This window comes from Shigella sp. FC1567, from assembly GCF_001743015.1.
Classification (GTDB): Bacteria; Pseudomonadota; Gammaproteobacteria; order Enterobacterales; family Enterobacteriaceae; genus Escherichia; species Escherichia coli.
The window spans coordinates 1-3142 of sequence record NZ_MIIV01000194.1 but is presented as its reverse complement, the minus strand read 5'-3'; the positions used below and the strand labels follow the sequence as shown (position 1 = coordinate 3142).

The following is a 3142-nucleotide window of genomic DNA, read 5'->3' as shown; positions in this document are numbered from 1 at the left end:
GGGGAATATCTCCCCGGCAGCCTTCAGGATAAAATATTATCAGATGACTGCTTAGAAAAAGAACAAATGGTGGTGTCCGCTATTGCCAGTACACCTCAGGCCATGTGCGCGGTAACTGACCGGGCTGAACTTCCGGGAGGCCTTTGCCCTCAGCCCCTGACGGCGCAGGCTTGCCGCCACGGTTTTTACGTTAAAGTGGTAACCCTGAGCACGCAGTTCATCCGTCAGGCGTGGTGCACCGTAACGCTGTTTTGACCGGGTAAAGGCCGCCGCGAGGACAACGCTGTCGCAGTGCTGACGGAACTGCTGACGAGGGCTTATCCCTGTCCGCCGCTGACACCACGTATACCAGCCGCTGCGGGCCACCCGGAGCGCGCGGCACATTGCCTTGATGCTGAACTCAGCCTGATGTTTTTCAATAAAGACATACTTCATTTCAGGCGCTTCGCAAAGTATGTCGCGGCCTTTTGGAGGATAGCCAGTTCCTCTGCCTGCACCGCCAGTTGCCGCTTCAGGCGGGCATTTTCAGCGGCCAGTTCACTTTCACGCTCAGACGAGGTCATCTGTTGCTGCAGTTTGCTGCGCCACGCATAGAGCTGAGATTCATACAGGCTGAGTTCACGGGCTGCGGCAGCAACACCGATGCGTTCAGCAAGCTTCAGGGCTTCACTGCAAAATTCAGGCGAATGCTGTTTACGTGTTTTTTTGCTGGTTGATACTGTTTTTGTCATGTGAGTCACCTCTGACTGAGAGTTTACTCACTTAGCCGCGTGTCCACTATTGCTGGATAAGATCACATCTCATCGCTTACAGCCACTACAGGACGTTTCCGTATCCTGTGAATTATCATCCCACGTGGACTGCATATATTTTTAATACACACAACCCCTCTTCCAGCCACATGCAGTGTCGAGGTGGTCCCGCAGATTCCGTATACCCGACACCCTGCACGGGTTCCGAGTATCTGTACTCCCGGTGGTTTATCAGAGTAATAGTAGTCACTGTTACATTCGACCCAGCTCTTTCCCCCGGGGGGATGCGGGACCACTCGGAAATACACCCCATATGGTCCGTGCACATTAATCTCCGCATAGCAATGTTCTGTTGAATTACGTGGCATAGCCAGTAAAGTCTCTTTTGCAGCAGCGGGTACCGCATACCACATACACATTAGTGCAACTATCAGCGCAGTATTCATTTTTATTGTCACTTTCCGTTACTGGTGCTGTCCGTCACAGCACCTCATGTCCTGCGGACAGGGCAAGCTGACCGGCCATAACAACTTTCAGTTCCATCAGGGAAGTGGAAGCTAGACGCCGGACAATCAAATCCCGCCGGCGGTACACCTTCTTCGCAGCAGAGTTGTTCAGTCAACATGAAAGTGACAGACAGTGTCACCACGATGCAGCATCAGTATGACGGTGAATCGCCGGTCGTAGTTTTTGTTCTTTGTTTTATAGGGAGCTTTCTGCATCAGGCATCGTTCATCACGGGGTATTGGTGCAATGCTCGGCATCACTCAGTCCTGCTGGTGATTTGTGATGTTTGGCAATTTATCTGATTACATAATCTGGACTGAGTCCCCCCTGAGTGTTTTACTGTTCCGAGCACTTATTTAGTAACTTTCTTGCATAGTTGTTTCTGGCTTTAATTGTGCTGCCCTAAGGTTTGTTTCTCAGTATGACAGCTCAATACATATACTTCGAACGCATTATATATTCGTTTAATTCACTTTGTGGGAGAGGATTATTACTTTCTGACATAAACATCATTGATTTCATAAAATCCCGACTGTTCTGTATTAAATATTAAGAATCTGTTACTGTCATCTTTAAATGAACTAGACAAAACGAGCCGTGAATCATAACGAGCAAGAACATAATACCAACTATTATTATAACAAAGCATCTGATATTCTTTTTTTAATTGAGGTTTATACCAGCCAACAAGAAAGGAAAAAAGCCAAAAATAAACCAAAAAACCAGCCATAATTAACTTAATGCGGTGTTCTCTAACAAAAGGGATATCTGAAAAACATGATACAGAAAAGATCCGTCCATATATGCGAATTATTATTGAAATAACCAATGAACTAATAATGCATGAAAGTGATAATGGAAGTATGAAATATTGTTTGAGAATTAAAAGTTCGAATATTACAGGGAAAAACAGTAGGGTAATAGCAAAAAATAGTCTAAAAAAACTCAAGTCTTGTATTTTACTTCTTTTCTTTATAAGAAGAAAAAATAAAATACCAATCCCCCAACCGGTAAAAAGTATACCCATTACTATGATAGCATAGAGTAAACTTCTGGCAACATCATCCAAACCTGCACCAACAACCCACCATGGAAATCCATAGTAAAAAGAGGTTCCCCAGCCATAAGAATAAGCACTGACCCACCCTACACATCCCATATAGGCGATGAATAATGAAGAATTTCTAAGCAATGAATTGTCATTCATAAGAAACCAACTGATAATGTAAAAAATATTCGAGATAAAAAGTTGATCTTTTAATTTTCATGCTAGGAAATTAACAATAATATCATTGTTAATGCATATTTATCATATCAAAATACTCTGCAGAATGCTACTATCAAAACCAGACAAGTGAACAAAACTTGGTCAACATTTAGTAACGCTAGTTGGTAATGTCTTCAATCGATAGAAGTTTCTGGTAATCTACTGGTATTCAAACAGTTAGGGCTCATACAGCTTGCTGGACCTTCCCCATAACCGCCCGAACGTGAAGGTCTGATGTGTTGCAAGAGAGCCGGATGCGGGAAATCTGCAAGTCCGGTTCGATGAGAGGGACGTTGTTTTTACTTGTTGTTGATGAAGACTTTCATTATTGAACAGAATGACAATATTGTCTAAACAAAACATTAAATCTCATAATTCTTTGTAGAAAACGCTTTTCTTGAAATTAAAAATAAGTAGAATCAGCAGTCTCATTATAATTACAGACAATGTCATGCTCTCGCCCGTTCCGGTAATAAACGGAGCGGGCTATTTTTTTGGAATATTTATGGCCCACAATCCGGTAATGCTGCCAACTTACTGATTTAGTGTATGATGGTGATTTTAAGGTGCTTGCGTGGCTTCCATTTCCATCAGATGTCCTTCCTGCTCCGCTACT

Annotated in this window: 3 protein-coding genes and 2 pseudogenes; all 5 read right to left on the bottom strand. The window is 43.4% G+C overall.

All coding sequences use genetic code 11. From position 1 onward, the window contains the following. Window positions 1-81: 81 nt before the first annotated feature. Window positions 82-731: pseudogene (locus tag BHE85_RS12625) on the bottom strand (IS3 family transposase); the annotation flags it as partial. Between the two features lie 62 nt (window positions 732-793). Then, window positions 794-1198 (bottom strand): hypothetical protein, encoded by a 405-nt coding sequence (locus tag BHE85_RS26770; protein ID WP_011114759.1) that lies wholly within the window; start codon window positions 1196-1198, stop codon window positions 794-796. Between the two features lie 189 nt (window positions 1199-1387). Further along, window positions 1388-1516, bottom strand: a pseudogene (locus tag BHE85_RS27480) (IS630 family transposase); the annotation flags it as partial. 233 nt (window positions 1517-1749) lie between these two features. Further along, the gene (locus tag BHE85_RS12610) at window positions 1750-2466 is read right to left on the bottom strand and encodes a hypothetical protein (RefSeq protein WP_005059327.1); all 717 of its coding nucleotides are present in this window, start codon (window positions 2464-2466) and stop codon (window positions 1750-1752) included. A gap of 463 nt (window positions 2467-2929) precedes the next feature. After that, window positions 2930-3142 (bottom strand): transposase (locus BHE85_RS27045; RefSeq protein ID WP_073692179.1); only part of this gene is annotated, 213 nt, incomplete at its 5' end.